We start from the raw sequence: 26,953 nt of genomic DNA, 5'->3' as shown, positions 1-26,953 counted from the left end.
GCATTTTTGTTCTTGCAAACGATTGCAAGGCATTCTATGTTGGCCTCACGGTCAAGGTGGGCGACCAAAAATTAAGCAGATAAACGCCACCAAACAGAATAACAACTAAACGAATTCGAGTCAGGAGCACACCATGAAGACGATGTTCTCAAAAGGTTTACTTGCGACCGCAGTTTCTGTCGCGCTCGCAGGTACTGCAACCGCCCAGGACACTAGCTCAAACCAAACCGATAACGGCAGCAATAATCAGGCTGAAAAGCCTGAAGTCATCGTCGTTAGCGGTACTCCCGGCGGCGCCGGCATCCGTAAGATCGATGCCAGCTTTGCCGTTACCAACATCGACAGCGTCGATATCGACAAGATTTCCCCTAAATCGACCGCTGACCTGTTAAAAGCTATACCCGGTGTCTGGGTGGAAAGCTCGGGCGGCGAGTCGGGTGCTAACGTCTGGGTGCGGGGCTTTCCCGGTGGCGGTGATGCGCCATTCCTGACCATCGCGCTGGAAGGTTCACCGGTCTACCCACCCTCTACACTGTCGTTCTTAGAAAACTCGCAAATATTCCGCATTGACGAAACCATTGAAATGGTCGAAGGCCTGCGCGGTGGGCCTAACCCTATCGTCAGCAACGGACAACCCGGCTTAACCACCAACTTCCGTTTGAAACGTGGCAGTGACATGACCGAAGCCGTGGCTAAATACTCGGTTTCTGACTATGGGCTTAACCGCCTCGATCTGGTGATGAGCGGCGAACTCGCTGACGACCTGTATTACATGGTCGGTGGCTACGTGAAAAGCTCAGAAGGCATTCGTGAAGCCGGTTTTAACAGCGAAGAAGGTAATCAATTTACCCTTAACCTGACCAAGAAATTCGATAAAGGCGAACTGAATGTTTATACCCGCCAAACCGATGACCACGGCACCTGGTACCTTCCCACTCCGCTAAACATTGATGGCATCGATGCCAGCTACACGCAAATCGGTCCGCTAAATCGCCAGGCCAATATCAGTTACGGCCCCGATAACGGCACCACCGAAATGTTCGACTTTGGCAACGGTCGTGGCTGGGACGGTCACATCAGCGGCGGTAGCCTGAAACTGGAATTACCGAACGGCTGGCGTTTGATTGATCGCTTTAATCTCACCAAGGGTGAAGCCAATACCTACGGCCTGGTGCCGGCGGGCGGCGCAACCACCGTCGCTGCGGTTGCCGATAATGGCGCCACCGCAACCGGCACCGTCACTGGTAATGAGTACGCCGGCGACACCGCGGTGCAGCAAATTGGTCGCTGGGTGGTATTGAAGGACATCCAGTCGTTTACGAACGACTTGGCTATCTCTAAACGCTTTGACTTATTCGATGTGTCTTTTGGTCTTTATACCGCCAACACCAAAGCCGACGATTGGTGGAGTATTGGTAACGAAGCCTACTACGTATTGCAACCCGGTGGCGAAATGCTGAGTGGCATTGCCTGTAATGACGACCCGACGGTAAGTTGCGGTTTTGACTACGACATCAGCTCGGTTGGTGACGCCGACACCACCGCTTATTACGCAACCGGTTCTTGGTTTGCCACCGACGATCTGACCATCGATGCCGGCCTGCGTCGCGAGAACCACCAAGTTAATTACACCGTTGATGAAGGACTGGACGGCAGCATCAACAAGCCGGTTGAATACGATGAAGACAAAACCTCCTGGACGGTCGGTGCTAATTACGCACTGAACGACTTCAGTGGCGTATTCATTCGCGCCAACCGCGGTTACAAAATGCCGTATTTTGACGACTTCCGTGATAATTACGGCGCTTACAGCGACGGTAACCCGTTGATCAAAGAAGTCACTCAGGGTGAATTCGGTTATAAATTTATGAACGATGACATTCGCTTCTTCGCGACCGCCTTTACCAACGAAGTCAAAGGCGATACCTTCGTTCGTCGTCCGGGTGTGCCGGCCGAGATTCTGACCAATGAGGCCTATGGGATCGAACTGGACGGCCGTTATGATCATCGTTCGGGTTTCTCGTTAGCGCTTAACGCGACCATTCAGGAAACTGAAATCACAGAAAGCCCAACCAATGAAGGCAATGAAGCACAGCGCCAACCGGGCTGGCAACTGCGTGTAACGCCGAGCTACGCGTTTGATTTAGCCGATATGCCATCATCGGTTTATGCCACACTGACTGCCGTTGATGACCGCTACGGTAACAACGAAAACACGGTAGTGCTGGAAGGTTACGAGAAAATCGATTTCGGTTTGATGGTTGAGCCGACTGACGCACTGCGCCTGCAATTGGCGGTTGATAACCTGACCGACGAACTCGGTGTTACCGAAGGCGATCCGCGCAACCCTGATGCGCCAAACGGACGTTACATCATGCCTCGCAGCATCAAACTCAGTCTGTCGTATCAGTTTATGTAAACGGGGTTAGGTAGCTTGCGCCTTTGGCGCAAGTTACTTTTTTATCCTTTCTCGCTTGCGCCCGAGGCGCAAGCGAGTTACTGAGACATCACAACCACGGCCAAAAGCGCCCCCAAAAAGATACCGGTCACCAACGCCACCATTAACGGCAACGCCTGTAACCACAGCGGCTTATCGTTACCCACATGGGTTGTTTTTTCCGCAGCAATCACCTCATCACGTTGCCTTAGCTCAATCGCCAACACCGCATTTAATGCCTGCACGGTTTCATTCGACGCTTGTCCGTCACGCTCTACGCGCTGAATGGTACGCAAGCTGACCCCGCAGGCATCGGCTAAATGCTGCTGCGTCCAATTGCGACGTTTTCGCTCATCAGTAATTAGGGTTTGATCAACTTGCATCGGCTACCCCATAACCATCAGGACGGCTTTGGCGGCGAAAAACCCGCTTACCAATCCCAAACCAAACAGCAACGCCACCATTTTAATTAGGTCGCTTTTCGTTTCAATCGAGCGTAAATGTTGCGAATCAATCACTTCACCATTTTTGATCAGCTCACAGGTCACTTCACAAAAAAATGACCCGGTGACGATAAAGCGGATTTTATACTCCACGCCATCCAACTCAAAGTTATGCTCACTGCGTTTCGCGATAACCCGCTGCTCACTCATCAGGTTACCGTCGACACGCACGACTTCGTTACCGGTCATGCTATTGCCTGACGCGGTGATGGTGTGTCCGTTGTGCTCAAAACGAAAATTAAATCGAAAAGTCAGTTGTTCTAACGTGCTACGTTTCATTGTTTTCTCTCGCTGGTGAATGTCGGCAAAACATTACCAAGCAGATGGTAGCGTTGATACGACAGTTTTGCGACTGTCAGGTGGCGGGCGGCTTTGACAGGTGAGTTGTGCTTAGAACGCAAGCTACCCACGCGTTCAATCACACGTTATGCTAACGGCACACAATAATGACGTTATAAGGAACAACATGACAACTTATAAAGCGATTAATCTGGTTAAGCGCCCGGAGCCGGGTCCGGTGAGTGCCGATATTTTTGAAGTGGTGGAAAAAGAGCTACCAACGGTTAACGACGGTCAGTTTTTAATTAAGCAAACTCACATGTCGTTAGACCCGGCCATGTTTGGCTGGATGAGTCCCGATACCGAAAGCTATATTCCGCCGGTTGAGCTGAATACCGTGATGCGCAGCTCCGGGGTTGGCGAAGTCGTTGAAAGCAAGCATCCCGACTTTGCCAAAGGCGACCGCGTCATGGGCATGATGGGCTGGCAAGAATACGCGCTAAGCGATGGTCAGGGCATCAATAAAGTCCAGGCTGATGTGCCTGACGAGATGGTGCTGTCGGTATTTGCCCTACCCGGCTTAACGGCCACCCAGGGTTTGTTTAATGTCGGCGAACCAAAATCTGGTGAAACCCTGGTAGTCACCGGTGCCGCAGGTTCCGTCGGCTCTATCGTCGGCCAATTGGCTAAAGCTGATGGCCTGCGGGTAATCGGTGTGGTCGGCAGCGATGAAAAAGCCAATTGGATAACCAGTGAATTAGGCTTTGATGGCGCGATTAACTACAAAACCGACGACTTAAGCGCCAAATTAAACGAACTCACACCCGATGGCATCGATTTGTATTTTGAAAATACCGGCGGCCCCATTCAGCATCATGTGATGCAGCACATGAACGCGCATGGTCGAATCGTTGTTTGCGGCATGATCGCCGACTATGACAAGGCCGAACCCGCACCCGGACCAAGCTGGATCCCGATTATTAAAAAGCGCCTGAAGATCCAGGGCTTCACCATGCCGGATCATTTCCACGAGGTGCCTAGCCTGCTGGAGAAACTCACGCCTTACGTGATGTCCGGCAACATCAAATACCGCGCGCACACGTTAGAAGGGCTGGAATCCGCCATTGACGGACTGAACCTGTTCTTTAGTGGCGATAATAAAGGTAAGTTGTTGGTTAAGCTTTAAACAAAAACACGACCTTGCGCCTAGCGCGTAAGGTCGTGGTCAGCGCGGGTTCTCTCGCGGGCAACGAACTAACTTTTGTCAGCCAGAATTGGTTTCTTTGCTTAGGCGCCCGACGGCAATTTTGCGTTTTAGTTGTTAATTATTAATTCTCTCTTTAAAAGTAAATAATAGTTAACCTCAAGAGAGCTTCACCTACCCCCACTCCGCCAACTGCTGGATATCTTTAATGCGGTCGCGTTGCAGCGCAAAGGCTTCGAATACGTCGTCAAAGCTTTGATTACTGTGGTGTAAGTTGGGCAATGCCAAATTGGCTTGCGTAAAAAACTCTCGGCGGTTGTCACTCCAGCCTTGTTGCCACCAATGCAGGATGAGTTCGCGCGACGACAACAGTTTGTCGCTGCTTGGCAGGCGGTCAGATTTGTTCGCGTTTACCGCTGTACGGGTGGGCAGTAGATTCCATAAGTCGTTATTCGGCCAGCGGGCAAACGGGAAGGCATGATCCACGGCGTAGTCGCTGGGTTTGATGTGTTTGCCGGACCAACAACAGGCGACGTCATCGCTGGCGAGCAGTTCGTTAACCCGATGGCGAACGCGGTTGGTGCTGCGGGTATCGTCTTTCCAGTCCAGCGCCTCTAAATAATCATTACGGTTAAATTGTTGTCGATTGACGTCGTAACTGTGCATCAACGCCGCCCATTCGTTCACCAGCGCCGGCTCTATCCACACGCTAAAGCGGGTTAACGAGTCCCAAATGTGTTTGGGCACATAAAAGGTGCCGAGTGAGGCTAAAAACGGCCGATCCAGGGTCAGCCCGGCGGTTGGTTTGGTGGTGCGATTAAGCTCAACCTCAAATACGGCGGTATTGCTACCGGGCAAAGTGGTGTAAGTCGCCGGATTCTTTTTAATGGTCGCGGCAATGTCTTTGAGTGTCTGATACAGCGCTTGTGCCTGCTCTGCGCCACTGTAGTACGCGCCAATAGCGTAATCGGCGGCCGTGGTATGTTGTAATAACCGCCATCCTCGCGACTGCACAAAGCCCAGTCCGGCCGACGTATTATTGTTCTGGTGCATGCCATAATGATCCACCAGAGGCTTATAAAGCTTTAGCCAATACAGAGCCACCAGTCCCATCGGCAGTGCGATATGATCTTCGGTTTGATCCAACACCGCACCAGGATGGCCTTCGGCGATGCGCAGCAGACTTCTTAACAGTGCAACTTTGTAGGTGGAGGTCTTTCTGTCATTAACGACGATGTTGCGCAGCAGCGGAAAGGCACCGGTGCCGTCATCGGGTAAGGTCAGCAGCACGGTTTGCCAACTGACATCGCCGCGGCCGAGTTCGTCGGTTTGTTGTTCGGGCGTCAGTAACTGATAGGTTAAGCCAAAGCGGCTGGCTAATTGCGCCAGTTCGTCGGCAGAAACTTCGTACATGGTGCGTTCGTCGTGGCAGGCACCGTGACGCAGCGAAATCACCAACTTGCCGTTGGGTTTTAACAGAGAGCTTAACTTGCGCAGGCTGCGATCGCGTTGTGACAGCGGGATGTGCATCCATACAGCGCTTAATAAAATAAGATCAAACTTGGTTTGCAGTGCAAACACCTGGCTGAGATCGGGCAGGCTGTCGTTAAGCCAATGCACCGGCTTGCCGACGGTGTAGCCTTGTGCGACTTCACGAATACCCTCGGCAGGCTCTACGGCAATGACGTTTAAACCCTTGGCGGCCATAAAACGTGCATCGCGCCCGGATCCGGCGCCGACATCCAACACCATGCCCTCTTTAGGCAGCTCGTGCAGCCAATCTTTATGCACTGACTCAAACGGCACACTGTTGTAATTGTCCGCCAGGGTTTCGGCGTTTTTGGAGTAGTAGGTGATGTTTGTGGACATAATCCTTTTCCCGTTTACCCGTGGCTTGCGCCTAAGGCGCAAGTTACGTCACCTTATACCCCGGTGCGATGGCCAGGTTACTGGTATTCATTAAACTGGTGCGGTTGCGCAGCCAAAGTTGGTATTCGGGACCATTGAGACTGGCATCTTCGGTACAGTCGACGTTCCAGCGTCGCAGCAAATAGCCGGCCATGGCGGCGCGCACGTCGATGGTCAGCACACCGTCGGTCATACCATAGTCCATCTCAATGGCTTTGCTGTGGGTCACATTATGCGGATGAGTAACCAATTGTAACGGGATCTTCCGATGCCATTCATGATCACTTTCACTGCCTTCCTCAACACCGGCGTTATCGGTAATTTCCGCCTCGCTGATGCGAGTCAGCACAAAGTCACGGAAGCTTTCGGTTTTGCGATCGTAACCCCGTACGTGCCAACGCTGACCGTTATCCACAATGGTATGCGGCACCACTTCGCGGCGACTTTCACCACTCGACAGCGATGTGTAACGGATCATCACAGCTTGCTGCTTAAGCATCGCCTGTACCAGCCGCGCAATCACAAAAATGTCCGGCACATTGAGGCTGGTCGGCGCTTCCACCGGAAATTGCACGTCGCCGATGGCATCGAAACCGTCGCTGATGTCGTTGGCCAGTTTCACCAGTGTGCGTTTAGGATCGTGTTCGAATACCGGCTCAAAGCTGTCGGTTTGAAAATAACGTTTTAATTGATGATCGTACACCAGATTCTGCGGAGCGACTTCTTTGTAGAGATTGAAATCGCGCGAACCGGCCGACAACCCTACCTCAAATCGCTTAATCAGATCGTTGCGATAAATTTCGCCTTTAAACAGCAAACAAAAATCGATGTAAGCCAACCGCTGGCGTTGGGCATAAGACAATTTTTCCAGCATCGACTCGTTAATGCGTGTTTTAGCAGTTTCTGACATCGTTAACTTGTTATTTTTATGTGAACTCTTGCGCTAGTGTGGTTTGTTTTGAAGTGGATGTAAAGGGGGTTAATTGCAACGAATTTACTGCGACATAAAATGACGCTCCTACCGGTAAACTGGCTTTAAATTAATAACTTGGTAGGAAGATGGAAATGCTTAAAAAGACACTAAACGGGATATTTAATCACCTCCTCGAACTACCTTGGTACGTCAACATCATAGTGGGTATTGCCTTCAAAGTTATTTTAACCCTGTATCATGCGCAATTATTCCCGCACGAGCTCTGGATTAGCGAGCTGTCGCCCTACTCGCTTAGCGAAAAATTGGCTGCGGGGGCGTTGGGTGCGGTTAATCTGCTGGTGCCGTTTGTCTTTATTTGGGCCGGCGTAATAGGTTTGATCTTTAAATTGCGTGAAAAATGACGCTGTTCCTGAAGTTAAGCATGAACCAGCCGCGCAGTGTAACGATACTGGCGGCTGAGTACATTTAGTTAACGCTATGCGTGGCAGGGCGATTTTTATCGGCACTGCTTTTGCTATCCAACATTTGCAAATTTCGCACGATAATCTCCGTGCTGTATCGGTCAGTGCCGTTATCGTCTCGCCATTTATGGGTCTGCAACTGACCTTCGATATAAACCTTACTGCCTTTATGAAGGTACTCACCGGCGACTTCCGCTAACCGCCGATACAACACGCAGCGGTGCCATTCGGTTTGCTCCCTGGTTTCGCCGGTGACTTTATCCTTCCAGGATGCAGAAGTCGCGACATTGAGATTGGCAACTGCGGTATCATTTTGCGTCTGGCGCAGTATCGGGTCTGCGCCTAAATGACCCACAATAAACACTTTATTTATGCCTTTTGATGACATCAGCTTTTTCCTTTTTTGATGAAAGTGAAAAAGCCTAGCCAAACACGGGCGCATTGCTATTAACGATGGCGCAAACAGTTGTAAGCCAACGATAACGCGCTATGTTTGCTTTTAGCGATTGTTTGTCCATATTTATATGCGCGTGGTTAATCAATGAATTATTGAAGAGCAGTATGGCCCGCTATAACACTCAATCGAGTCACAAAAAAGCAGCTAACGTTAGTGCTTGAGTTTTTATCGATACTGATAATTATCGAGTGCTTGCTGCAGGTCGTTGATGATACTGGTGCGCAGCGATGCTGGCTGCAGAATTTCAATTTGCGCTCCCATGGATTTTACCCACCAGTCCAGTTGCCACGAGTCGGCAACAGTGGCACTTAACAAGTGCTTATCCCCATCCGTGGTGATGTGCTGATCATCACTGAGCGGTGTTTCGGTTAAGTGCATGGCGAGCTTATGATCAATTCGCGCTTTAAGTTGCAGCGTATTGCCATCGGAAAACTGCAACCCGCCTTGGTCGATATAGTGTTTTAAGGTAAAGCCCGGCGGCGTCTTTACCGATTTATCGTCGCGCGGCGTGGCTTGCTGCATACGGTGCAAGGCAAACAAGCGGGGATCATCATAGGGGTCAACACAAGCCACCAGATAGGTACTGACGCCACGTTGTACCATCGCTAAAGGGTGTAACGTGTAGCTTTTCAGTGCATCCGGCTTGGCGCCCGGTTGATAGCTAACGTCGATGCATTGGTTGTGCAACAGTGCCAGTTGTACGTTGCTGAGCACCTCATCACTGAGTTTCGGGGTTTGCTGTTGCAATGTGGCCGGCACGTAAGCCACTTTATTTTGCCAGTCGCCGAATGACGCCCCTTGCTGCAGCTTCGTCAGTTTGTCCTTAGCCTGGTTTAAACGCGGTGCCATCGATTTCAGCACGGTCGTCGGAACCAGTGGTTTTAACACTTTTTCGACCATCGTCAATGACAGCGCTTCGGCTGCGGATATTGCCGGCATGTCAGCGCCCGCGCCTTCCATCCAATGCCAGCCGTAGGGCTTGCCTTTGTCGTTACAGATCAGTGCGAAGGAATGCGACAACTGCTCAAGGTCACGCTCAACCTGTCGTTTAGAAACTTCAAAGCCTTCGTCATTGAGCTGCTGACAAATGTCTTTAGCGGTCATTCCCGGTGGCCGGGTAGGCAATAGCTTTAGCATTTCCCACTGCCGAACTAATGTTTGTCGTGAACCCTGTGAGGACATAGCAAACTCCTTTTGCGTGTTTCTTCTGACAACCATGACAGCTTATCAGATGGGTACAGAATAATACCATTGTTTGCAGCGCGTGCTCCGATCAGCTCAGTCTGGCCGTTATGCGCAACATCGATGTCACTGCCGCAGTATAAGCTGAATCTTTTATCCGCAAAAGGAACCTTTATGCATCTGTCACCCTTAACCAAAGTCGCTTGCGCTATGGCGCTGATCTTAACGACCAGCGACACCATGAGTGCGGTTGAGACTCAGCCCGCCAATACCTCAGTACCTGAAGGCGAAATGCGTTATAAGGTATCGGCGTTTCCTGATCGCGTGGCGCTGATTGCGACGGCCTCCCCCGCCCGCAGTCAGACTTTCAGTTGGCGTACCCAGGTAATGTCCGAACCTGCGCTTTTACAAATTACCGCGGCGACACCCTCGCCCGGCTTGCATCTTAAGGCAACGGAATACAGCGCGGAACACGTTCGTCTAACCAGCGCTAACGGCAAAGCACAGCACCACCGTGTCACCGTTGACGGATTAACGCCGGATACTTTGTACGCTTATCGTGTCAGCGGCGACGGTACCTGGAGTGATTGGTACCAGTTCCGAACCCCAGCGGCAACGTTCAGCCCTTACACCGCGCTGTATTTTGGCGACGCGCAAAATGCGGTTTATTCTCATTTTTCACGGACCGTAAGAGAAAGTCTGCGCACCGCGCCTCGGGCCAAGGTCATGTTATACGCCGGTGATTTGGTGAACTCCCGTGATGGCATTCACGATGACGAATGGGGCGAGTGGTTCGCAGCCGTGGACTGGATGGCAGCTACCGTTAACCAGCTACCGGCAGCCGGCAATCACGAATTCAGCAGTGATGATGACAATCCGATTCGTCACCTGCTGCCAAACTGGACAGCACACTATCCGGTGGCGGGTAACGGCCCAGACGCGTTGTCTGACACCGTTTATTTCAGCGACGTCCAGGGCGTGCGATACATAGCACTGGATTCCACCGAAGCGTTACAAGATGAAGCACACGCCAAGCGTCAGGCTGAGTGGCTGCAGAACGTATTAGCCGACAACCCCAACCGCTGGACCGTGGTGTTTCATCACCACCCCATTCAATCGGTATCGAAAGGTCGTGATAATCCGCCTTTACGTAAATACTGGCAGCCCATTTACGAACAATTCGATGTCGATTTTGTCTTGCAGGGACATGACCATACGTACGGACGCCACAGTCAATTGTCCGACCATTCGGGGCCTGTTTACGTGGTTTCGGTTGCCGGACCGAAAATGTATTTGGTCAGCGATGAAGCACAACGGGTGATGCACCGTACCGCGGAAGACACGCAATTGTTCCAGACGCTGGCGTTTTCCGAGCAACAGGTAGCGTACCGTTCTTACACCGCCACCGGAGAGCTGTACGATGCTTTTATATTGCATAAGCGCGCTGACGGCTCCAAGCGCCTGACGGATCAAGTGCCGGATACGGCTGAACGTCGCTGTCAGAACCCAGCGCCAGCACGTGACGATCGCTGCTGGAACGGCACCGACGTTATCTACGCACAACCGATTAAAAAATAGCGCGTTCGAAACCCCACAAAAAAACCGGCTCGAAGCCGGTTTTTTTATGCCGAACCAATAACACCGGCTCAGAGCAGATCGATGATCGCTTGCAGCGGCACCAGCTTCAGGTTTTGCCCGGCTTCCGGCATCCGGTTGCGACCGTCCTGAACAATGAACGCGCCCTGTTCAAAACCTGCGCCTAATGAGTGTGTGGTTACCTCGATACCATCGGTTTCCGAAGCGCCGTCCAAGCCCAACTCAATGTTAGTGCGGATGCGATAATGGGCGCGCTGCGCCCACGGCGCCTGCGCATCGAATACCATATAACTGTCATTACCCTGACTGGACACAAACAGCATGGGCTCTCCGTTAATACGGGCAAAGGCGAGGCCTTCGATGTCATCCACCAGTTGCGGATGATCCGCTACCCGAATAACGATGTCACCGTCGCTGCCGCCGTCGGGTTTAGCATCGAACAACCAGACCGCCACATCTTCCTCACCAACAAACAAACGCTGGCTGGCGTCATCGACCACACAACCTTCCGGTTGCGTCGGCACCTGCATTTCTCGCGCTAACTGCAAACTGCCGTCGGCATTAACCAGGTAATGCTGAATGCGACCGGATTTACCGTTGATGTAAACGGACGCTTGCTCAGTGTTACTGTCATAACCCATGCACAGCCCATAGATTTCTTCGATGTCCGTGGTTTGGTTAGCGGCAGGTGTCAGCACGCCGTCGTCGCTGATGGAAAATAACTGAATGCTGTTGTCATCTCGCAATGTCGCAGCGGCCAGGTTGCCACGCACATCAACGTTGTTTAAACGGCCGACGGCCAACTCCTGCACAATGTTACCCTGCATATCATACACATACAGGCCGGTGCGTTTATCGGTGCCCAATATCCGGCTCGCCGCGGGCTTATTGGGGTGTACCCATACCGCTGGATCATCAATCGCATCACCACGGCGCGGTGATGGCTGCGTTTCCAGCGTCGCCGCAACCTGGGCGACCGGCTGTTGCGACCGCGGCTCTGTCGCAGCCGCAACGTCGATCTGCACAGTCTGCATCGCATTCAGGTTTTCTTCGGTTAGCAACACATCACCATCAGCCGTCAGCGAAATATCGGTAAGCGCGTTAATCCCGTCAAAGCTCATCGCGCGCTCAAATTGATAGCCATTATCGTCGGCACGATAAAGCAACAGCCGCGGTGCTTCTTCTTCCAATGCCAGCAGACTGCCATCGGACATCAATTCCAGCGCTTTCAATTCGGCTTGAATGTCACCGAACGGCGCTTTGGCCGCGATTAAGTCACGTCCTTCGTCGACCTCGGGTTCAGCATTGTATGCCCAGATGGCCTGATCGGCTTCAGCCACATAGAGTTTACCCTGTTCTTGCGATACGGCGCAGGCCGTGCTGTCAAAAGGGACATTCATGGCGCGAATGGTCAGCGGCTGTGGCAGCCATTGACCGTCCTGTTGCAGTAAGCGCTGCTCAGCACCGCCACGGCCACCGAGCAAAAATACCGACAGTTGCCGATTTTCACGACTCTCGTAAAAACACAAGTCTTCAACCACACGAGTAGTAATTTCGCCCTGCCATAACGGCTCTGCTTTGCCGTCTTTAGCCTGCCACAGATGCAACTGCTGATCGTTACCCTCAACGGCCGCAAACACAGTCGCCCCGGACGTTAATTGCAGCGCTTTTAAGTGGAAGAAATCTCCCTCTACCAGTTGTTGCTCGCCGTAATAAACACCGGTATTCGTCGCCACCACGGTGCTATCCCCGACCACAGCCTGATGACGAATCGGTGTCTGTCCGGCATTAGAAGCGCAGGCGGATGTCAGCATCAGCGCCGATAAAACGGCGCCGGTTATCGTATTAAGTTTCACGGTTTTTCCTAATCGGTTTGTCATAATGTCGTTCATTTACCAGTTGATCAGTTGAATACCCAGGGTGTAGCTACGGCCATAGCGCTCGTATTGCGCGTTATAACGACGCTGGCCGGTGTACACATAGAAAGGTTCGTCGGTCAGGTTGTTGGCCGCGAAGCTGACATTCAGGTTGTCATTGATGACCCATTTCGCCGAGAAGTCGACGGTCAGGTTATCGTCTTCCATGATGTCGTAGCGGCTGTCCTCAACGTCGCCCAGCTCCGCCAGGTACTCCGACTTATAGTTAGCGGCCAGACGCAGGCTTAGGCGATTGGTTTCATAACCCAGTGCCAGGTTGGCGGTGGTGTCTGACTGACTGGGTAACGCAATGTCACGGGTTTGCAGTTGCCCGTCATCCAGCCAGTCGACCGTGGCTTCCGAGTCGGTCAGGGTGACGTTGCTGCTGATGAGGACGTTATCCAGCCAGTTATTGAAGCCCGATAATTGGTGCACCACGTTCAGCTCCAGGCCATACAGATAAGCGTCATCGCCATTGATGAAGGTCACCGCTTCGTCGAAGTTTTCATAACCCGGACGACCTGCCAGATCCGCCTCATAAACGAAATTCTCAATGTCCTTATAAAACGCCATCAGCGATACCACACCCAATGACTCATCATAATGCTCGACACCCAGATCAAGGTTTTGCGAGGTCAGCGGTTGCAGTGCCGGGTTACCAAACTCAGACTTTAAGTCGCCGTCGTCGTTTTCCAGGAAGTAACTTGGCCGTACCTGTTCGAAGTTTGGACGCACCAGGCCGGTGCTGTAGGCCATACGCAGGATAGTGGCATCAGTTACGTCATAGCGTGTAACCAGGCTCGGTAGCCAGTTGGCGTCACTGAATTCTGCGTATTCCGGGGTAAAGGTTTCGGTTTCATCGTTATAACGGCTGCCGTTTGCGCTGCGCTTTTCATGTTCATAGCGCGCACCGGCGATGATCTGCCAACGATCAACTCCGATATCAAACATAAAATAACCGGCACTGATGTCTTCTTCGATGCCATAACTGGCAATACGCGATTCTACCTCGTCGAAGAATTCATCCCGCTCCAGCGGTTCCAACATCTGCCACAAAGCACCGGCATTGATACCCGGCCCAAAGCGATCGAGCCCGTAATCAACCTCACCCGTCTGATAATCCGCGAGAGTTAACCCACTCACCCCTAAGTCCGCAAAGTCCTCGTAGATGTATATGTCTTCACGGGCGGTTTTTTCCCGTTGGCTGACTTTTACCCCGGCTTTAAAAGTCGCCTGATAGCTTGGCTGCATCCAGTCGTAAGCAATGTCCACTTTCGCATTGCTTTCGGTTTCCTCAGTATAGGCGTCGCTAACTTCAACTTCGTCTATGTCATAACCGCCGGTCTGATAAGCCGTATCCGGTGCCAGCAACTGCAGTTTTTTCACCCCACGATAGCCGAGGCCGTCGTCAAACTCCTGCACAAACTGAGCGCCACCGATGGCAAAGGGCTGTGACTCGCTGGCTTCACTGGTGCCCGCTTCCACCGTCAGTTGCCAGTCACCCATGCGTTGTTCCGTACCCAGTACATAGGCCTGAATTTTCTGGGTTTCTGTGCGATCCTTCAGTTCACGCACCACCTCACCGGCCCCGGTTGAGCCTTCAGCCAGAGGATCGGCAAATTCAGTAATGATGCCTTGACGGATTTCAGTGTCAGCAAACTCACTGTAGAGCGTGCGTAGGTAATACTCGGCATTTTCAGTTGGCCGATAGTCGAGGTTTAGGGCTAAGCCTGTCCGTTCACGAGTGACGGCATAGGCACGTTGTTCAAACTCTTCCAGACCCGGTTCATCAAAGTCCCAGTTACCGCCGGTTTCGACATTATCCGTGGTAAACGAGCGTTCCTGATGGCTACCGGCGAAGGCAACCCCAAAACTGTCGTCGTTGCCGCCGATATCGAACGTATTGCTGATTACACCAGAAACTTTAGGGTTGGTTTCTGACGCCTGCTGGTTGTAACCCAGATCCGCGCCCAATGAGTAGAACGCTCCGTCACGATCAAAGGCGGTCATGCTTTTCAGTTCGATGTTGCCACCGAGGCTACCGGCAGCAATGTCCGGCGTCAGCGTTTTATTCACCACCACCGATTCCAGTAAGTCCGACGGGATAACATCTAACGCTACCGCACGGCGACCGGCCTCAGGCGCAGCCAAAACGGTGCCATTGTAGGACACCGAGTTAAGATCCGGCGCCAGGCCACGAATGCGGATGAAGCGGCCTTCGCCTTGATCGCGCTCCACCGATAAACCGGGAATGCGCTGCAAGGCGTCACTGACGCTGTCATCCTGCAGTTTTCCCATGTCGTCCTTTTTCAGCACGTTAATGATTCCGCCTGATTCGCGCTGCTGCTGAACGGCCCGCTTAACCGAGTCTCGGTAACCTATGGTCACCACCTCTTCCAGCACCTTCTGCTCGGCTTCGGAGCTTTGTTGTGTTTCGTTTTGCTGCATAGCGGCCTGCGCGGTTCCTGTCGCTGCACAGGACACGGCAATGGCATAGGCCAAATACGACGTTTTCATGATCATCCTCACCTGAGTTGTTTGGGTTAACGCTTGCTACCCTAGGCGGCTTTCATGACACTACAACGGTTGCCGGTTAGCCATTCCGAGCTGTTCTGATTCGGGTCGTATTAGCTCAATCCTGCCATCAGGGTGTCACCGCTTTGTCATTAACGCAGGTTATGGTTACAGCAGTTTTGCACGGTTAACGGAGCCCGAGGTGTATACGAAACAACCATCATGGATAACACAGTTGGCTCACTGGAGAGTGGCATTAATGGTTCTGGTGATGGCTCTGGCGGTGCTGATCAGCTATCAGTTAGGTAGCGCCAAAGCGCTGGTAATCATTGATTTTTATGATGTGCTCGGTGAAGCATCAACCCTGATACTTGCGGTGCTTGGTTTGCTATTGATGGTATCAACACGCCCGCAGGGGCGGGTGACGGATCATTTTTACAGCGGCGGCCTCATTCTGGTATTTTCCCTGAGTCTTGACCTACTTGATGAATTTGTTCACTACCCCGACGATTTACGCCTGGTAAGCTGGCTCGAATCGCTGCCTCAGCCGCTGGGCCTGATGTTAATCGCCATCGGCGCACTGGAATGGCGCAAAGAACACCTGCTGGTTACTCGGCAACTGGCAACACGGGAAAAAGTGTTGCGCGAACACCAATGGCTGGATCCACTGACGACGCTGTATACCGCACGCTATTTCCATTATTTACTGCAACGCGAAATCTCTCATGCCGCAGAATCGGCACAACCATTGTGTATCGCTCACGTTAACCTGATCTGTTTTTCTCGCTTTAATCAAAGCTATGGCAGCCACGCCGGTGATAAGCTGTTGCATCACGTCAGCGAATTGATTTCATTGTTGCTGCGGCCCAGCGATTGCGTCTGCCGCGAACACAGCGACCGCTTTCTGATTCTGTTGCCAAATACCGATTACGCACACGCTCGCCAACTGCTGGCGGGGTTACCTAACGCCATTACCAGTGAACTGAATACGCCCGCTTATCTGGGTTGTCAGGTTACTTTGCACGAAGTAAAAGAACACAGCGCAGAACAGGCTCTTAATGCGCTTACTGAAGCCGCCGCACACACCAGTGCCGACGTCCAGCGAGGGATTACACGTGCAGCCCGGGCGCGCGCTTAACGCACCGCTGCTGTACGCTAAACCGTGGCTGGCAGCTCTGCAGCCGCTGCTGCGGCAGCGGGGTATCAACACTCATGAGTTGCTGCGGGACTTACCTCCCTATTACGACGACATAAAAACGGCTGACTACCGCATTTCCCATTACCAGTTGCAACAATTACTGGGGCAGGTTGAATGCCGGGTTAATGAGCCACAGATATGGCAATTGTTGGCCGAGACCTTTTGTCAGACGGCACTCAACCCACTGGTGGAGTTGAGTTTGCAGGCCGCCAGTCTTGCTGATGCGCTTAAATACGGTTATCGCTACCGCGATCTGGTGCTCCCCAACGTGGTGGTGTTACCGCATCGGCGGACGGACGATCTTGTCCTCGACATCATTCCCTTTTCGGGAAGCCGTAACAAAATGACGGCGGCGGCGCGGCGTGCCAGCATAAAACTGACCATTGCCTTGATGGTGTCCATTGCCAAGCTGCGTGGTCATGATCTTCATCATTGGTGTTTGCACCTACCGCCGGATATCTCTCCCCTGCCGGTGTGGCAAAAGTGGCGAGTACAGACCCATGTGCGCGAGATCCCCCGCCTGGTAATCCCCCGCCAACAATTGAATCAGAGCCGAACGGTGCAGCCCGGGCAACTAAAACAAGCCCGCTATTTCTGTCAAATACAACGGCAGTCTTTAGCAGCTCCCGCACAATTTGAACGTATTTTTCGCTACGTGTTGTTGCGGCTGAACCGCTCGGACGATGTCTCATTAAGCGAGTTGTCAATGGCCATGGGGCTTAGCGTATCATCCTGCAAACGCCTATTCGCCAGTTTTGGTCAGTCGTATCAGGTGTTTTATGATCAAGTGCGGTTGTATAAACTGCTGGATTTGTTGCAGCAACCCGGTGGCACCAACAGCGAACTTGCGCAGCAACTCGGTTACAGTAACCCCAACAATTTTCGGCGCGCCTGTAAACGCTGGCTTGGGCTGGCACCGGACCAATTACGCCAACGCCTGCTCAGTTAACGGTGCACCCGGTTACGGCCGGATTGTTTACCGCGATAAAGTGCTTTATCGGCGCGCCCAAGCAACTGGGTCCAACTATCGCCGGCTTCAGCGGTGGCGATACCAGCTGTAACCGTTATCGATAACGACTGGCCTCCTTGCACGGCGATCGGGGTTTGTTCGATGTTAGCACGCAACTGCTCGGCTATTTGCTCTGCCTGCGATAACGTTGTCTCCGGTAGCAGAATCGCGAACTCTTCGCCGCCGATACGGGCGCAACAATCACTGACCCGGGTTCCGCGTTTCAGCAGTTGAGCCATCGCAATGATGACGTCATCGCCCGTCGGATGGCCATAGGTATCGTTAACCCGCTTAAAGTAGTCGATATCGACCATAATCAGGGACAACGGTGTACCGTGCCGTTTGGCATCGGCTAAGGCTCGCTCTACCTGATCCGAGAAAAAGCGCCGGTTAAACAACCCGGTCATATCGTCGGTAGCCACCAACTTTCTTAGTTTAAGTTCGAGTGCTTTTTGCTCGCTGATATCTCGCACCGCGCCAATCAAGGTAACGCCATCGGCCTGCGGTGTGGCGTATTCCTCAACCCAGATATAGTGACCGTCGGCATGTCGAATACGGTGCTGATAACCTTGCACACCCTCTTCAATGGCGGTCTTTTCATGGTGCAAAACCGTGTCCAGATCGTCCGGGTGTACCAGCTCATTAAACAGTTCAACGCAGGGGGAAACCTTATTTGGGTCCAATCCAAGAATCTGATAAATCATGTCAGACCACATCAGCTCACCGGTTTCGACGTTTTGCTTCCAGTGTCCAACACGCCCAACCTCCTGTGCCAGGCGCAGGTCATCGTAGGCCTGCTGCATTTCTTTTTCGATGGTCTTGCGTTGTGTCGCGTCGGTCAGTATTCCGTACCAAGAGCTGACATCAGTGAGATGTTGCTCGGCGGCGGCATGCATCGACAGCCATTTGATCTGGCCACCGACTTCCACCCGGAACTCACACACAATGGTTTGCGCTGAGGTGCTTGCATCAGCAAAGCTCTGCAACAAGCTTTTGGCATCGTCCGCATGCACTCTCTCGAGCAATACCGCACCCTCTTCTTTTAACTGCAAGGGGCTAAGCTCAAGCAGTTCATTCACCTGATGACTGACGTAGGGAAAATAGAACTCTGTCGGCGAGACAATTTGCAGTTGAAAGAACGCTCCCGGAGCCACCTCAGTAAGGTGCTGTATGCGTGAGCGGGCTTTTACTTCAGCATCAATGACAACCAGGATACCGACGTAAAACTGCACGGATTGAGACACCGCATGTTGCTGGCGAAGGCTATCTTCGACCCATAAATAGCCGCCATTCTGATGCCGAAAACGATACTCTCGACGCAGTACGCCGTCAGCACCGTTTTCATACCATACTTGAAACTTTTTTAACGCAAGCTCACGGTCAACCGGATGGATATTGTCAAACCACCACTGTTCCAGATCATCCAGTTCAGTCGGGTTGTAACCCAATGTGCGCTGCACGTCTGCCGATATCGAAGCGCCGAGACTGGGGTGCCCAAACGCCAGGCGATAAACAATGGCAGGAATGTCATGAACCAATTCATTGAGTTCTGACGCAGAGTCCGTTGCAACCTGCTTCTCCATGGTTTACCGCCTTAGGTCATAACATTGTGCCGTCTAACGCGCCACGTGGCTGTCGTAGTGTGCCAATAATAGTGCGACAGCGTCATCCAATGGCGATTGACTGTTTAATATCGAGTCACTGTTCAATAATAACCGCACCATCACCTCGTTGTCTTCTTCATTTTGCCACATTTTGATGTAGGTACCGTCTTTGTAGCCACGCTGCTGACGCACATGGTTCAATGCGTTTTTGCCAACGTAACTGACATAGACCGCTTCGGCACTGCCGTAGGCTTGGTAAAGCATGCTCAGCAGTTGCGCCAAAGACTCGTTGCCAAAGCACAACGGACGATCAAGTTCGGGACGTCCCTCAAGCGCGGTATGACGTAACAGCCACTTGGCGTTACGGGCGTGCTCCGCATTGGCCTTAACGCTGGCTTCAAGCAGCTTTTCAGCGGCTCGCTCCAGCGGGTTGTCACTGCCTTCCTGCGCCAGCACTTCGATAACGTCGGACAACGCAAAATGCAGGACGTCGATGAGTTCCATATTGGCTTGTTCATGATCCGGCGTCTGTTTTTTCCACCATTTATAACCGAGGTGATCATAGCGCTCGCCCAACTCAACAATGACCGCCGCCATATCATCTCGGGGCAATGTCGGTGCGTGCGGCCAATTAGCGTCAAGTCCCTGGTTAAACTGCGTTTGCAACCTGACGATTTGCTGGGCCTGATTCGGCGAAAACTGCGTGTCTTGTGACATCCATACATCCTTTATTCGTTGTTATCGTGTTTGAGATGGCGTTAACGCCACTGGGCTTGTGTTTCTTTTGAATCGATCTCGGCATAAACCCGACCGCTGCCGTCTTCCAGTAATTCATAAACCACGTAGGGCTGGAAGCGTTCGTCATAATCCATACCGACCGAACCGATCGGCATAGCCGGCACCACCAGGCCTTTGCCATTGGCACTGCGCTCGCCGCCGGCGTAGGCTTCAACCAGTTTCGGCGGCACGTGGCCTTCGTATACAAAACCCTTGTCATCAACTGCGGTATGGCATGATGCAGCCTGCTGCGGTATGCCATACTCGGCCTTGACAGGGCTCATGTCCTGATGATTTTGCTCGGTGATGGTTACCCCATCGTGAAAACTTTCAATCCACTTAACGCAGCAGCCACAGGTCGGGCTTTTGTGCACCGTCAGTGATAATCCGGTGGCCATCGCCATACCCGGTAGCAACGCCAGCGCTGCCATCAACGTTTGTTTTTTCATACTGACCTCTCGTTAAAACCTTGCGGTTATCTTACCCGTTCGTTTCGACCCACAGCAATGGCACGCCTTGTAACCATTGTTGCAGCAATGCCCGCTGTTCATGCAACACCTTGTGATAGCGGCCGGCTTCTCCGGTTGTTTCCAGCGCCTTTAAAAGGTTCGCCTGGTCAATGTTAAACGCCTGTACTGATGCCTGCTGCGCAAACCAACTCAATGCCGGTGCAGCGATATGCGAAAACCCTTCGCTTTGGGCAATATGGAAGCCTTTAATATCCAGATCCCCAAAATACTTTAATGGCTTACCGCTTTTCCGCCATTGTGATAATAAGGCAGCCCGTCCTTTACCGTAGACGCTGTCCCCCCGGTAAACAATCAAAGACTGTGCGGTAATGGGCAGTTCAAAGTCGTTGAGCTGGTAAAAGCAATCCAGGTTTTCAACCACGATGATTTCGCGATATTGCTGCGGCTCAACTGAACGGTAATCCAGATCAATAATCTGCCAATACGAGCCGACACGTTGCGCCGTCAGAATACGATTCGCACGAGGTTGCTGACGAATGGACTTAACCTCAGCACCGCCCTGCTGTGCTTGTTGCAGACTACTGACGCTCTGATCCGCGGTAAAAGGCGCAACACCGAGTTGCGCTAACCGATTGTTGATTTGTTTCAACAACATGTTTGTGTAAACAAATACCGGCGCCTCTGCCGCGGCGGCGCTAATGAGGTCGTGTTCCACACACCACGATAGCAGTTCCTTATCCGTTGCATTAAGTCGGCATGTCAGTTCCATGCTGTAACGCAATTTATCATTGATGGTGCGCAGCCGTTGTCGTTGTTTCGGCGTTAGGTTATCACTCATCGCGATCGCTCCATATTTGCGCCAAGGGGGCAAGCTAGGTGTTAAAACTCAAGGTGATGTCTTCGATGACGATGACCTGATTATAACGACTTAGCGGCTGTTCACTGCGCTCGATGTTAAAGAGCTTTTGTTCGTGGCGCGGCAAGCTGTTGTATTCACCAATCACCTGGAACAGCCAGGCCTCGGCAGGCCATTCAAGTGACTGCTGGTACAGATAGTCCAGCGCCGAGAGCGGTGCTTCGCTGTCACAAACGGCAATAAAATACTGCATGGCGTCGTGTTTGAGTTGCTGTTGTCGCGCCTCGACCGCTTGCTGTTGCTCACGGTTATCCACCGCTTGAGTGTTTGAATCAGCGTCATTGGTTTTGGCTCTTATGGCCAGTTCTTTATAAAGGCCATGTACCATAGACGCAATATCAGTGTGCTGATCGCGACGATCCAATGCTACGGCTGCGGCCGGAATAATGGCGGTAGCCTGGTTTATCAGCGTTGGTACCCGGCTACGGTAGGCATAGTCGCCGACGGTAAAGCCCGGATGCTCACGCAAAAAGCCCGCCATACGCGTCACCAGTAAGCTGCGTTCCTGTTGCTCACGAAACCGTGTCATCAGTTCCACCAGACGCTTTTGTACTTCTAATAAGCTGCCATGATGGCCGTTTATCTGCGCTTGCAACTTAGTCACCAGGAGCTTACGCAGGGTCGGATTACCCTCGGCCAATTCGATCAATTCATCAAAGTCGATCAACGACAAACCTTCGATCAAGCGTCTTATTTGCTGTTGCGCCCGGCTATTTTCGCGGATTTTATCGCTTAAATTACTGACAAAGCCAAAGTTCGAATTCAGTCGATGCCAGAGGCTGAAGATCGCTTCTTCAAACTGTGACGTCAGATCGTAGACGGCCTCTTCGGTACGTTGTAGCTGGTTATCGGCGCGTATCACATCACCACTGCGCTGAGCTTCGCGAAACCCCTGCACAAAACCGCGAATGCTTTGCAATTTATCAGCGATGTCGGCATTCACCTGACGTCGGCTTTCGTCGGTAACCATCGCTGCGATAAGTTGTGTTACCGGGTGGCGCAACTTGAGTTCATGGCTGTCGTCGGGCTGATAAATGACCCGGGCGTTAATGAGTTTTTTAAGCGCTTGCTCACTCAAAGCCGAGGCCTCAATGCCACCGCTCAAATACCCCTGCATTAACACTTGGGCGTGGTTGCCGATCAGTTTAAGGCGTTCAACACCGACGTCGAACACATTGCTTAACAGCTGTTCGTCGTTTGTCTGGGCCATTTACAGCAGCTCCGCCTGGCTTGTGGTTTCATCGAGCGGAATGTTTTCTTCATCTTTGATAAAGCGAACCAATTCCAGCAGGTAATCGATCTTTCCGGTGACGATAAAATAAAGCCGGTTAGTGTGCGGTTGCAACAAATAGCCGTGCTCGACAAGGCGTTTAGCGACTTGTTTAGCCTGGCCGTCAACAGCGTCCGACTGTGAGTTAAAAAAGCGGTCATTAGCGAGGCTTTGCAGCCGTTGTCGCAGACTTGGGTTGTCCTCGGTTTTTACCGTCAGTTCCTGCAGTTTAAGGGTGTCGCCGGCGGTTAAAATGCCGTCACTACCCATGGCTTCCTGAATATAGGTTAACCATTCGAGCAAGGGAAGCATCGAGCCCATTACCACACTGAGCTGTTGTTTGAGGCACTCGCGGGCATCGTCATCAAGGTCGCGATAGGCGAGAAAATACACACTGCCCTCATCATTCGCTGCCAGCCGCCGGTTTAATGGTTTCAGATAGGCGTCTATGTTGTCACGGGTTTGCTCATCCTGCAGTTTGGTAAAATGCGCCTCGTCGGTAATCGCACAAATAAATTCGCCAGCCAACAGCTTTTCGATTAACGGTCCGTATACCGGTGAAATCATGCGTTAACCTCCTTGGTTTGCTGTTGCAGCGACTGCAGTTTCTGGCTCAATTCTGATATCCGCGGTTTAATGCGCTTAAGTTGGCCTTTATTGGCAAATTCCTTGTGCGGCTCAATCAAGTAACGGTGTTTAAAGAGCAGCAGCACATCCGATTCCGGATTTGGAAATGCGCCGACGATATCGATATTGTTGTGATCACAGGCCACAAAAAGCTTTTCCACATTGTGGTACGCCAGTGTGCCTATCTCGTCAATCGGCCAATGGATAGTGACGCCCGCTTGGTCGGGGCGCAGCAAGCGGGTAAAGGCTAACAGAAATTTACACAGAATCAGGTACGCCATGCCATGGCTGGACGAATCCGTCAGTTGCCGATCGTTTCGGATAACCACAGGCTCACCGTTTTCAACCAAGTTCAACTGCAACTTAATCAACGACTCAATACTGTATTCTTGATTGGCTTTTAACAACTCGGCGACATCGGTGAGATGCTCGATATACTCGTTCGGCGGCGTTAGTTCACCTGACTCAATCCATTGTCGATAATGCTGAGTCATCTGTTTCAACGGCTGCCAGAAACTCAGTTCGTCGATGGTAGAACTGATTTTGACTTCGGCTTTGTCAATGCCATCCAGTGTTAATTCATCAGTAACCGCTTGTGTTAAACGGCGACTATAATCCCCCACGCGTTTGTGAATGTCGTTAAACACCGTGAAGAACTTAAATAAACCATTACCAATGGTTTTACCCTGATCAATGGTTTGCTCCCGTTTACCCTCTAACACTTTCAGCAACTCACTGAGGGTATTCACCTGCACGTGCAGATCCGGCGCTTCGCCTTGCTGCGCTAAAGACTGGTCAATAAAGCGCAAAAACTGGGGGTCGGCGTCGGCGCGTAAATGGGTTTGTAACGCCGCAATGTCAGCTTCTAAACGTTTGTCGAGCTTTGTTAAGTCATCCAGTAACTTATAGCTACGGCCTAAATGTTCGCTGACGTCACCCTGAGCGGCAATGTCAGGCGCTGGCGGGTTTACTGCTGCGGGCAAGTCGACCATACGCTGCACCAGCGACTGCAAGTCAAGAACCACTTTTTCAGTGTTCTCGAATTTGTCCTTTAACGCCTGTAAGTTGGTTTTTAACCGCTGTTGCCGCGTTTTAAACTGACTTTCGTGTTGCTCAAGTTGACGGCTGACTTGGCGCAGTTCAGCCTTTGCCTGCTGCTCCTGCTCGAGCCACTGCGGCCGTTGTTTCTCCCAAGTTACTCGCATAAAGGTTTGGTATTCACTGTACTCATCACGACGACCGTCAGTATCACGAATGTGTTTTTGTAACTGAGATATCTGCTGTTTAATCTCGCGCAGTTTATTTTCATCAACCCCTTTATCTGCGAGTTTCTCACTGAACGCCTGCTCCAGTTGCTTAATTTTTTGCTGGGCGGCGTCCTGTTTGCGACCAAGCTCAGCATTAAGATCATCGATGGCTTCCTGCAGTAATTGCGCTTTTTCCTGAAACTCAGCAGTGACTTCGAGCACACGAGCGTTGTGATCCGCTTGTAACTCGGCCAGTGTTTCGCTGCGCTGTGCTTTGGTTTGTTCAAGCTCGCGCTCCAATTCCTCAATACGCTGGCGTAGTTGCTGTTTGCGTTGTTGTTCAAGCTTTTGCTGAGTATGTGCCAAGCGCGCCTTGTTATCTCGGGCGTAGTCAACGTCGCTGCTTAATTGGCGTTGTTGTTGCTTAGCAGCATCTAACGCCTGTTGCTGCGCTTTGGCGTGTTCAACGGCATCAGTAAAGGCTTTATCGGCTTTTTTCAGTTGCTCTTGCTGTTGTTGCCATTGTTCAGTCGCCAGTTCCAACTGCTCGCGTAAACGCTCTTCGCTGGCTGCATATTCAGGCAGTTCGATGGCGTGCAAATCAATCTCAATGCCAAACAACTGTTGACGATTATTGTCTGACACCCGTCTTGGCATTAAATCGGTGCGTTGCAGCAACGGTTCCGCCATCACGCGGCCAAAGGACTGTTCCCACTGTTCAACATGTTGCGTTAAAAACTGCCGCAAACTGCCGGCAGCCGGTTGCAAGCGTTGCTGCAGTTTTTCGATCTGTTGTTCGGCTTGGGCAACCTGCGTGCGAGCCTCTTTTAACTGACTATCAAGTCGTTCCCGCTCACGCAGTGCAACGTTCAACAACTCTTGTTGTTGGCTAACAACCTGCTGATGCGCGTTCAGTTTTTCCTGGGCTTGATCAACTCGCTCTTCCGCGATGCGCCTGTCATTGCGCTCATTGTCACTGAGGGTTGATAACTCACGTTGCGCCCGTTTCGTGGCTAATTCATTTTGTTGTTGTTCAAGTTGTGCTTCGTACTGTTCGCGAACCGCCTGCTGTTGTTGTTGCAACTGCTGATTCAGCTGTTTCGAGGCATCAAGCTCTTGCTGCATCACCGCGGTTTTCTGGGCGGTCTTTTGTTCAATTTTTTCGCGCAGTTTCGCGCCAAGTTGCTCAAGTTCTTCTTTAATGGCCAGTTTGTGACTTTGCAGCTTTTGCTCTTCATCCTTATGCGCATCCATCATCGTGGCGTGGTGCTGCTCCAGCCCCTGTAACTCATTGCGGCGCTCAGGCAAGGCTTCAAGCTCACGTCCGAGACGCTCGATATCGTTATCGCGGTAGTTGTCGTACTGTTGCTGAGCGTCATTAAGCTGTTCTTCACATTTTTTCAGATCGGATTCGGCATCACTCTTACGCTCGCGCAGCTCAGTACGCACGCTCTCATAAGCCACCTGCGCGTCGTTAATGTCGCACTTCAGCGTGTTAATTGCCGCTTCGGTATCCGCCTTTAGCCGTTTTTGTTCACTAAAGTCCTTCTCGACAACCGCTTTTAAATGCCACAGCTGTTCCAGTGTGTGCGTGCGTTCGCCACTGAGCCGCTCGATGTCTGCAAGACTTTTTTGTAGCCCTTCCACTTTTAAAAACTGCTTCATGTCGCGCAGCCAGGCGCGGATCTTTTCGCCGGTAAAGGTATTGTCCGGACGCCCGTACCCGTCCTCTTCCAAAATGGCCGCGAGCATACTTTTGAGGGTATCCATTTTGCCTTCTTTGGCGTGTACGGCAGACACCAGCTTCTCAATATGACGTAAACGGAAGCCGTCGTTGGCCAGCCCGTAACGTGCCGCCAACTGGCGGTATTTAAGGCTGTCACTGCGGTTACTGCGATCGTTTTTAATGTCGTTGAGGATGATATTGCGGTACTCGGTGGTGCTGGAAATTTTGGCGCTGATGTCGATGCCGCGGCCACGCATCTCCTGCGCCCAGTCGTTGTATTCCCGCGCGACCATACCGTCCTGTTTCTCATACAGGTAGTGTTCTGCCTGATAGCCGCAATCCACAAAACGATAATCAACGCCGTCAGCGCGTTTGCTCAGTACCACCTGCGCCAGTCCGTTAGCGGGGCGCTGGTATTCATAAATCACATAGCTGTTTTTATACGGTAGATAGTATTTATCGAAGTTGAGCCGGGTTTTCGGCACTACCCGATTGGGTAATTCGCCATAGAACACCGGTATCATCCGCTGCAACGTGGTTTTACCCGATGCGTTACTGCCGCAAATGTTGGTATGACCATCAAGTTCAAGCTCGACCACTCCGGGCAAATGGCCGTTAATCATGATAATTTTCAGCAGTTTCGCCATGTGATTCCCTATTGTTCTTATCGTTTCCACCAGCAACGAACAAGTATAACCTAATCGTTCCGGCGAGGCAT

At 51.8% G+C, this 26,953-nt stretch carries 20 protein-coding genes and 1 pseudogene; 6 read left to right on the top strand and 15 right to left on the bottom strand.

Translation table 11 applies throughout. The features are described from left to right. The first annotated feature begins 133 nt into the window (after nucleotides 1-133). On the top strand, nucleotides 134-2,419 hold the full coding sequence (locus tag CWE23_RS08690; RefSeq protein WP_105306511.1) for a TonB-dependent receptor: 2,286 nt from the start codon (nucleotides 134-136) through the stop codon (nucleotides 2,417-2,419). Between the two features lie 77 nt (nucleotides 2,420-2,496). Here the strand turns inward: CWE23_RS08690 and CWE23_RS08685 are convergent, their stop codons facing one another. Further along, a complete protein-coding gene (locus CWE23_RS08685) occupies nucleotides 2,497-2,820 on the bottom strand; it encodes a helix-turn-helix domain-containing protein (protein WP_105306512.1) in 324 nt (107 codons plus the stop codon). A gap of 3 nt (nucleotides 2,821-2,823) precedes the next feature. Next, nucleotides 2,824-3,219 (bottom strand): hypothetical protein, encoded by a 396-nt coding sequence (locus tag CWE23_RS08680; RefSeq protein ID WP_126820029.1) that lies wholly within the window; start codon nucleotides 3,217-3,219, stop codon nucleotides 2,824-2,826. 187 nt (nucleotides 3,220-3,406) lie between these two features. Here CWE23_RS08680 and CWE23_RS08675 point away from each other — a divergent pair, with 187 nt between their 5' ends. Continuing rightward, entirely contained in the window at nucleotides 3,407-4,405 is a 999-nt protein-coding gene (locus tag CWE23_RS08675; RefSeq protein ID WP_105306514.1) for an NADP-dependent oxidoreductase, read from the top strand. Nucleotides 4,406-4,597: 192 nt separating this feature from the next. Here CWE23_RS08675 and CWE23_RS08670 read toward each other — a convergent pair whose 3' ends face one another. Both CWE23_RS08670 and CWE23_RS08665 read right to left on the bottom strand, forming a co-directional pair. Continuing rightward, entirely contained in the window at nucleotides 4,598-6,292 is a 1,695-nt protein-coding gene (locus tag CWE23_RS08670) for a class I SAM-dependent methyltransferase (protein ID WP_126820028.1), read from the bottom strand. Nucleotides 6,293-6,335: 43 nt separating this feature from the next. Next, nucleotides 6,336-7,205, bottom strand: a complete 870-nt coding sequence (locus CWE23_RS08665) for a WYL domain-containing protein (protein WP_126820103.1) — start codon at nucleotides 7,203-7,205, stop codon at nucleotides 6,336-6,338. 191 nt (nucleotides 7,206-7,396) lie between these two features. Here CWE23_RS08665 and CWE23_RS08660 point away from each other — a divergent pair, with 191 nt between their 5' ends. After that, nucleotides 7,397-7,666, top strand: coding sequence for a hypothetical protein (locus CWE23_RS08660; protein WP_126820027.1), 270 nt, complete (start codon nucleotides 7,397-7,399; stop codon nucleotides 7,664-7,666). 103 nt (nucleotides 7,667-7,769) lie between these two features. On the opposite strand, the pseudogene ssb reads toward CWE23_RS08660, so the two are convergent. Next, nucleotides 7,770-8,114 (bottom strand): annotated as a pseudogene (gene ssb, locus CWE23_RS08655) (single-stranded DNA-binding protein); the annotation flags it as partial. 234 nt (nucleotides 8,115-8,348) lie between these two features. Beyond that, nucleotides 8,349-9,365, bottom strand: coding sequence for a helix-turn-helix transcriptional regulator (locus tag CWE23_RS08650; RefSeq protein ID WP_157982922.1), 1,017 nt, complete (start codon nucleotides 9,363-9,365; stop codon nucleotides 8,349-8,351). Between the two features lie 174 nt (nucleotides 9,366-9,539). On the opposite strand from CWE23_RS08650, the gene CWE23_RS08645 reads away from it, so the two are divergent. Beyond that, nucleotides 9,540-10,943, top strand: a complete 1,404-nt coding sequence (locus tag CWE23_RS08645; RefSeq protein ID WP_198678819.1) for a purple acid phosphatase family protein — start codon at nucleotides 9,540-9,542, stop codon at nucleotides 10,941-10,943. 68 nt (nucleotides 10,944-11,011) lie between these two features. On the opposite strand, the gene CWE23_RS08640 is transcribed toward CWE23_RS08645, so the two are convergent. Together CWE23_RS08640 and CWE23_RS08635 are read right to left on the bottom strand one after the other, a co-directional pair. Then, nucleotides 11,012-12,817 (bottom strand): phytase, encoded by a 1,806-nt coding sequence (locus tag CWE23_RS08640; protein ID WP_241970593.1) that lies wholly within the window; start codon nucleotides 12,815-12,817, stop codon nucleotides 11,012-11,014. Between the two features lie 36 nt (nucleotides 12,818-12,853). After that, nucleotides 12,854-15,394, bottom strand: a complete 2,541-nt coding sequence (locus tag CWE23_RS08635; protein ID WP_241970592.1) for a TonB-dependent receptor — start codon at nucleotides 15,392-15,394, stop codon at nucleotides 12,854-12,856. A gap of 199 nt (nucleotides 15,395-15,593) precedes the next feature. On the opposite strand from CWE23_RS08635, the gene CWE23_RS08630 reads away from it, so the two are divergent. Continuing rightward, complete coding sequence (locus tag CWE23_RS08630) at nucleotides 15,594-16,529, top strand: GGDEF domain-containing protein (RefSeq protein ID WP_241970591.1); 936 nt, start codon at nucleotides 15,594-15,596, stop codon at nucleotides 16,527-16,529. Next, nucleotides 16,450-17,538, top strand: coding sequence for a helix-turn-helix domain-containing protein (locus tag CWE23_RS08625; RefSeq protein WP_126820022.1), 1,089 nt, complete (start codon nucleotides 16,450-16,452; stop codon nucleotides 17,536-17,538). The genes CWE23_RS08630 and CWE23_RS08625 overlap by 80 nt, the downstream gene beginning before the upstream one ends. On the opposite strand, the gene CWE23_RS08620 is transcribed toward CWE23_RS08625, so the two are convergent. From CWE23_RS08620 to CWE23_RS08590, 7 genes are read right to left on the bottom strand one after another with little or no spacing between them, the layout of a single operon-like run. Next, entirely contained in the window at nucleotides 17,535-19,181 is a 1,647-nt protein-coding gene (locus tag CWE23_RS08620) for a GGDEF domain-containing protein (RefSeq protein ID WP_105306530.1), read from the bottom strand. The two genes, CWE23_RS08625 and CWE23_RS08620, sit on opposite strands and share 4 nt — an antisense overlap. 33 nt (nucleotides 19,182-19,214) lie before the next feature. Continuing rightward, nucleotides 19,215-19,919 carry a dUTPase gene (locus CWE23_RS08615; protein ID WP_105306531.1) on the bottom strand — a complete coding sequence of 235 codons (705 nt, stop codon included), beginning with the start codon at nucleotides 19,917-19,919 and terminating at the stop codon, nucleotides 19,215-19,217. Between the two features lie 41 nt (nucleotides 19,920-19,960). Further along, on the bottom strand, nucleotides 19,961-20,428 hold the full coding sequence (locus CWE23_RS08610; RefSeq protein WP_105306532.1) for a DUF411 domain-containing protein: 468 nt from the start codon (nucleotides 20,426-20,428) through the stop codon (nucleotides 19,961-19,963). 31 nt (nucleotides 20,429-20,459) lie between these two features. After that, a complete protein-coding gene (locus CWE23_RS08605) occupies nucleotides 20,460-21,287 on the bottom strand; it encodes a DUF7281 domain-containing protein (RefSeq protein WP_126820021.1) in 828 nt (275 codons plus the stop codon). Between the two features lie 34 nt (nucleotides 21,288-21,321). Continuing rightward, a complete protein-coding gene (locus CWE23_RS08600) occupies nucleotides 21,322-22,575 on the bottom strand; it encodes a hypothetical protein (RefSeq protein WP_126820020.1) in 1,254 nt (417 codons plus the stop codon). Beyond that, the gene (locus tag CWE23_RS08595; RefSeq protein ID WP_126820019.1) at nucleotides 22,576-23,202 is read right to left on the bottom strand and encodes a hypothetical protein; all 627 of its coding nucleotides are present in this window, start codon (nucleotides 23,200-23,202) and stop codon (nucleotides 22,576-22,578) included. Next, nucleotides 23,199-26,882 carry an ATP-binding protein gene (locus CWE23_RS08590; protein WP_126820018.1) on the bottom strand — a complete coding sequence of 1,228 codons (3,684 nt, stop codon included), beginning with the start codon at nucleotides 26,880-26,882 and terminating at the stop codon, nucleotides 23,199-23,201. Before CWE23_RS08590 ends, CWE23_RS08595 begins: the two co-directional genes overlap by 4 nt. Between the last annotated feature and the right edge of the window lie 71 nt (nucleotides 26,883-26,953).

Source organism: Idiomarina aquatica (assembly GCF_003987185.1).
Classification (GTDB): Bacteria; Pseudomonadota; Gammaproteobacteria; order Enterobacterales; family Alteromonadaceae; genus Idiomarina; species Idiomarina aquatica.
The sequence above is the reverse complement of the archived record's forward strand: the minus strand, read 5'-3'. Positions and strand labels throughout refer to the sequence as shown.

Excerpts from the sequence above, each read along its gene's own strand:
- CWE23_RS08685 (WP_105306512.1), bottom strand. The coding sequence starts at position 2,820 with ATGCAAGTTGATCAAACCCTAATTACTGATGAGCGAAAACGTCGCAAT.
- CWE23_RS08645 (WP_198678819.1), top strand. The coding sequence starts at position 9,540 with ATGCATCTGTCACCCTTAACCAAAGTCGCTTGCGCTATGGCGCTGATC.
- CWE23_RS08590 (WP_126820018.1), bottom strand. The coding sequence starts at position 26,882 with ATGGCGAAACTGCTGAAAATTATCATGATTAACGGCCATTTGCCCGGA.
- CWE23_RS08670 (WP_126820028.1), bottom strand. The coding sequence starts at position 6,292 with ATGTCCACAAACATCACCTACTACTCCAAAAACGCCGAAACCCTGGCG.
- CWE23_RS08660 (WP_126820027.1), top strand. The coding sequence starts at position 7,397 with ATGCTTAAAAAGACACTAAACGGGATATTTAATCACCTCCTCGAACTA.
- CWE23_RS08605 (WP_126820021.1), bottom strand. The coding sequence starts at position 21,287 with ATGAGTGATAACCTAACGCCGAAACAACGACAACGGCTGCGCACCATC.
- CWE23_RS08610 (WP_105306532.1), bottom strand. The coding sequence starts at position 20,428 with ATGAAAAAACAAACGTTGATGGCAGCGCTGGCGTTGCTACCGGGTATG.
- CWE23_RS08595 (WP_126820019.1), bottom strand. The coding sequence starts at position 23,202 with ATGATTTCACCGGTATACGGACCGTTAATCGAAAAGCTGTTGGCTGGC.
- CWE23_RS08650 (WP_157982922.1), bottom strand. The coding sequence starts at position 9,365 with ATGTCCTCACAGGGTTCACGACAAACATTAGTTCGGCAGTGGGAAATG.
- CWE23_RS08600 (WP_126820020.1), bottom strand. The coding sequence starts at position 22,575 with ATGGCCCAGACAAACGACGAACAGCTGTTAAGCAATGTGTTCGACGTC.
- CWE23_RS08690 (WP_105306511.1), top strand. The coding sequence starts at position 134 with ATGAAGACGATGTTCTCAAAAGGTTTACTTGCGACCGCAGTTTCTGTC.
- CWE23_RS08675 (WP_105306514.1), top strand. The coding sequence starts at position 3,407 with ATGACAACTTATAAAGCGATTAATCTGGTTAAGCGCCCGGAGCCGGGT.
- CWE23_RS08620 (WP_105306530.1), bottom strand. The coding sequence starts at position 19,181 with ATGGAGAAGCAGGTTGCAACGGACTCTGCGTCAGAACTCAATGAATTG.
- CWE23_RS08635 (WP_241970592.1), bottom strand. The coding sequence starts at position 15,394 with ATGAAAACGTCGTATTTGGCCTATGCCATTGCCGTGTCCTGTGCAGCG.
- CWE23_RS08625 (WP_126820022.1), top strand. The coding sequence starts at position 16,450 with ATGCGCTTACTGAAGCCGCCGCACACACCAGTGCCGACGTCCAGCGAG.
- CWE23_RS08665 (WP_126820103.1), bottom strand. The coding sequence starts at position 7,205 with ATGCTGGAAAAATTGTCTTATGCCCAACGCCAGCGGTTGGCTTACATC.
- CWE23_RS08615 (WP_105306531.1), bottom strand. The coding sequence starts at position 19,919 with ATGTCACAAGACACGCAGTTTTCGCCGAATCAGGCCCAGCAAATCGTC.
- CWE23_RS08680 (WP_126820029.1), bottom strand. The coding sequence starts at position 3,219 with ATGAAACGTAGCACGTTAGAACAACTGACTTTTCGATTTAATTTTCGT.